The sequence below is a fragment of the Streptomyces sp. 8L genome, assembly GCF_020176795.1.
In the GTDB taxonomy this organism is placed as follows: domain Bacteria; phylum Actinomycetota; class Actinomycetes; order Streptomycetales; family Streptomycetaceae; genus Streptomyces.
The window spans coordinates 1-4,227 of the sequence record NZ_JAIUKE010000499.1 but is presented as its reverse complement, the minus strand read 5'-3'; the positions used below and the strand labels follow the sequence as shown (position 1 = coordinate 4,227).

The following is a 4,227-nucleotide window of genomic DNA, read 5'->3' as shown; positions in this document are numbered from 1 at the left end:
CCTCCCTCTCCCCCGGCGCCGCGGGGGCGCCCCCCCCCCCCCCCCCCCCCCCCCCCCCCCCCGGGGGCCCCCCCCGCCCCGGGGCCGGGGCCCCCCCGGGGGGGCCCCCCCGGGGGCCGGGCACTCGGCACACCACCGTGCGGGCCGGAACACACCACAGCCGCCGGCCGGCAACCCCACCTGAACACACCGAACACAACGCGCACACTGCCGCGCGATCCCGCGCGCACCCTCCAGCACGCGCGCCCGGTACCGCAGGGCCGCGTGCTCACTCGTACGTACATGCAAGGACGCAAGCACGTGACACCCGAGACAGAACTGAGGGCAGACCCCGCACCCCGCCGCCTGGCCGCTCTGCGCGGCCGGCACGTCCAAAGATGGCTCCACGTCAGCCTGCCCCTGCTGATCGCCTTCTCGGTCGCGCAACTGAGCAAGTCCTCCATCGGCGTCATCGTCACCGATCACGCCTTCAGCCACCAGTTCGGCCTGGACAAGCATCCGGGCTCCGTGGGCTGGCTGACGAGCCTGTTCCTCTACGCCTACGGCATCGCGCTGTTCGGCTGGGGATTCGTGCTCAAGCGGCTCGGACCGCGCAAGTCGATGCTCATCGGCACCGCGATCTGGGTGCTCGCCCTGGCACTGCCGCCGTTCGTCAACACCCTGAACGAGCTGTACGGGACGCGCATCCTGCTCGCCATCGGTGAGGCCTGCTTCTACCCGGTCGCGCACACGCTGACCGCGCGGTGGTTCCCGATGCAGGAGCGGGCGCGCGCCAACGCGTCCTGGCTCTCGGGCATCTTCGTCGGCTCCGCGATCGGCAGCTCGCTCACCACCGTCATGATCAGTGGCACCGGGTGGCGGGTCACCTTCCTCACCCAGGCCGTCGTCGCGGCGGTGTTCGCCTTCCTGATCGTGCTGATCTTCCTCCAGGACCGCCCCGAGGACGCGGGCGGTGTCACCGAGGAAGAGGTCCAGCACATCGAGGCGGACCGGTTCGAGACCACGACCACGGTGCCCAAGCACGGGCCCGAGTCGCCGTTCCGCAACTACCGCTACTGGCTGACCATGCTGATGTACATCGGCACCAACGCGCCCTTCTACGGGCTGGTCACCTGGGTCCCGCTCTATCTCCAGCAGGCACGGCACGTCACCCTCGGCAACATCGGCATCGTGCTGACCGTCGCCAACGTGCTGTCCATCGTGGTGATGATCGTGGTGGGCCGGGCCTCCGACCGCAAGGTGAAACGCGCGGGCTGGGCGGCCTGGGGCTTCGCCGTGGAAGGTGTCGGCATCGCGGGCACCGCGCTGTTCAGCAACGCGGGCGTGGACAGCTTCTTCATCTTCCTGGGACTCGCGGGCAACGCGTGGTGCGTGGTCACCAACTGGTCGCTGCTGCACAGCCTGATGCCGACGCACCAGACCGAGTACTCCAGCAGTGTGTTCTCGTCCCTGACCAACCTGGTCGGGGCCGTGCTGCCCGCGTTGATGGGCACGCTGCTGACCGCCACCGGTTCGTACACGGCGGGTTTCGGCGTGCTGTTCGTGTCCGTGCTGATCTCGCTCGGCTGCTGCCTCGTCCTGCGCCCGCAGGGCTATTGAGCGGCGGCCCGTGACGGGGCCGCGGGGCCGGCGAGTGATCCGGTCCCGCGGCTCCCTCACGCGTTGTTCGCGGGCTCCTCGTCCAGGCAGAGCCGGTCGGCCGTGCGCGTCAGGTGCTCGCGCATGATCGCCTCGCCCTTCGCCACGTCCCCGGTGCGCACGGCCTCCACGATGGCGCGGTGCTCCTCCAGGCCGCGGCGGCCCATCTCGGGCGCGGTGCTCTTGGCCTTGGCGAGTGACATCAGCAGCGGGCCGTGGAAGGACTGGATCAGCATCTCGAACGCGGTGTTGTGGGTCGCGGCGGCCAGCCGGGTGTGGAACTCGGCGGACAGCGACACGTGGTACTCGCCGCTGTCGAGCGCGGCCTCCTGCCGGTCGCAGATGGCGTTCAGGTCGGCGATGTCCTCGTCGTCCACACTCTCGGACAGCAGCGGGATGATGCCGACCTCCAGCACCATGCGCACGGCCGTCACCTCCGTCGCCGTCACCGACGAGAGGGTCAGCAGGTCGACGATGCTCGCGCCCACCCGGTCGCTGGTCGGCTTGGTGACGAAGGCGCCGCCGTGGGCGCCCACCCGGATCTCCACGAGGCCGCTGGCCTCCAGCACCCGCAGGGCCTCGCGCACGGTGACCCGGCTCACGCCGAACCGCTCGCACATCTCGCGCTCGGGGGGCAGCCGGTCTCCGGAACTGAGTTTCCCCTCGTGGATGAGGGTCCGCACCTGGTCCACGATCAACGCGGAGATGCGGCGGTCGTTCACGGGGGTGAGAAGGCCGGCCTGGCGGCCGTCTTCCTTCGCACTCGCTCGGCGCGCCGGCATGGGGAGTCCTTTCGTCATGTATTGACCGTCCTAGTCTACCGGATTAGGGTATGACCAATGATCCCTGTGGTCTGAGCCGCCCACCGTAACGCGTGGGGCGGGTGAGTCGGGCCCGCCCGGGACGCTCTTTTCGGCCGCCGTCCCGACGGTCCGCGCCGGGTGGCCGCGTCGACCGCACCCGGTGCGCGTGCGCTCCGGTGGCCACCCCCGGCCGTGTCCCACGATCCTTTCGATGATGGACCCGGTCAAGTCTCCCACGGCCCAAGTCGGTTCTGTTCCAGGCGCACTGAAGTGCGTGTGCTGAAGCATGCGTTCCGGGCGCCGATGCCCTTGTCGTGGTGCGCCGGACACGGTTACGTATCTCGCGAGAAATCCCCGCACGACTATTGCAATGGTCATACCGTCAGCCCAGAATGACACTTGTTTTTCGGCGAGGCCCCACGAAAGACACCCACCGGTCGGGTTCCACGGGGCCCTCGACTGGAGGTGGCGGAATGCGGGGCCCACGTGACAGGCACAGCCGGCGCACACCGCACGCACCACGAGCCCTGTCGACCAGATGGCGTTCCCCCGCACGCATGTCGGGCGCGCTGCTGCTTGCAGGCGTCCTGACCGCATGCGGCGGAGCCACCGGCGGCGGCGCCGTCACCAAGGTCGCGCCCGCCCAGCAGCCGGACCAACTCCTCGCGCAGGCCAAGAAGGAGGGAAAGCTGCTCTGGTACACGACGTTCGCCGACGACGACGTCGATGACATGATCTCGGCCTTCCAGAAGGCGTATCCCGGGATCAAGGTGGAGGCGCTGCGGCTGAGCGCCGACAAACTGCCCTCCCGTCTCGTCACCGAGCAGCGCGGCGGCAAGTTCAACGCCGACGTCATCTCCGCCGACTCCGAACCCACCTACCAGCTGATCAAGGTCGGCACGCTCGCGCCGTACCGCGTGCCGGAAATCCCACCGCTGCCCAAGCAGTTGCAGAACCTCCCGGACGGCTACCGCAACGTCGTCTACATCAACACCAGCGCCATCGCCTACAACCCCCAGGCGGTCAAGTCGCAGCACCTGCCCGTGCCGAGGGAGCTCGCGGATCTGGCCAAGCCCGCGTGGAAGGGCAAGTTCTCCATCGACCCCAAGGCCATCAACTGGTACGAGGGGCTCATCTCCGCGATGGGCCACGACAAGGCCCTCGAACTCGTCAAGAAGCTCGGCGACAACCAGCCCCGCCTGGTCGAGAGCCACACCCAGTCGCTGACCGAGGTGCAGGGCGGCGAACCCGCCGCCGTCGCCAACGCGTACGGCTACAAGGCCGCCGCGCTGCAGAAGAAGACACCGACGCGCCTCGCCTTCTCCAATCCGAACCCGCTGCCCTCCGCCGCCGTGCTGGAGGAGCTGGCGAAGAAGGCGCCGCACCCGGCCGCCGCCAAGCTCTTCATCGACTGGATCATGTCGAAGGAGGGGCAGAAGCAGGTCGTCTCCATCACGAACCACGTGTCGCTGAGCGACGTGGCCCACGACGACCCCACGGTGTGGAACGAGAAGAAGTGGAAGCCGGCCTGGTCCACACCGGTCATCGAACCCGACAAGTACGACATCCTGCTCCAGGAGTACCAGAAGGCGCTGCACGCCATCTGATCCGGTCAGCGCCGTCGTCCCGGCGCCGCTCCGGCCCGCGTGCTGGCACCGGGTGCGCCACGGGCGGGCCCGCCACCGCTGACACCTCGCCCGTCGCGTTCCCGCGACGCGCGGCCCACCACACGTCCACACCGTTGTCCCAGCCCCTTGTTCCCGTTGTCGACGCGGCCCCCCGCCAC

3 protein-coding genes are annotated in these 4,227 nt (G+C 69.3%); 2 read left to right on the top strand and 1 reads right to left on the bottom strand.

Translation table 11 applies throughout. The features are described 5' to 3' along the window. Positions 1-300: 300 nt before the first annotated feature. Positions 301-1,599, top strand: a complete 1,299-nt coding sequence (locus LCE31_RS32460) for an MFS transporter (RefSeq protein WP_225020811.1) — start codon at positions 301-303, stop codon at positions 1,597-1,599. Positions 1,600-1,655: 56 nt separating this feature from the next. Here LCE31_RS32460 and LCE31_RS32455 read toward each other — a convergent pair whose 3' ends face one another. Beyond that, positions 1,656-2,438, bottom strand: a complete 783-nt coding sequence (locus tag LCE31_RS32455) for a FadR/GntR family transcriptional regulator (RefSeq protein WP_225020809.1) — start codon at positions 2,436-2,438, stop codon at positions 1,656-1,658. A gap of 560 nt (positions 2,439-2,998) precedes the next feature. On the opposite strand from LCE31_RS32455, the gene LCE31_RS32450 reads away from it, so the two are divergent. After that, positions 2,999-4,048, top strand: a complete 1,050-nt coding sequence (locus LCE31_RS32450) for an ABC transporter substrate-binding protein (protein WP_225020807.1) — start codon at positions 2,999-3,001, stop codon at positions 4,046-4,048. Positions 4,049-4,227: the final 179 nt, after the last annotated feature.

Excerpts from the sequence above, each read along its gene's own strand:
- LCE31_RS32455 (WP_225020809.1), bottom strand. The coding sequence starts at position 2,438 with ATGACGAAAGGACTCCCCATGCCGGCGCGCCGAGCGAGTGCGAAGGAA.
- LCE31_RS32450 (WP_225020807.1), top strand. The coding sequence starts at position 2,999 with ATGTCGGGCGCGCTGCTGCTTGCAGGCGTCCTGACCGCATGCGGCGGA.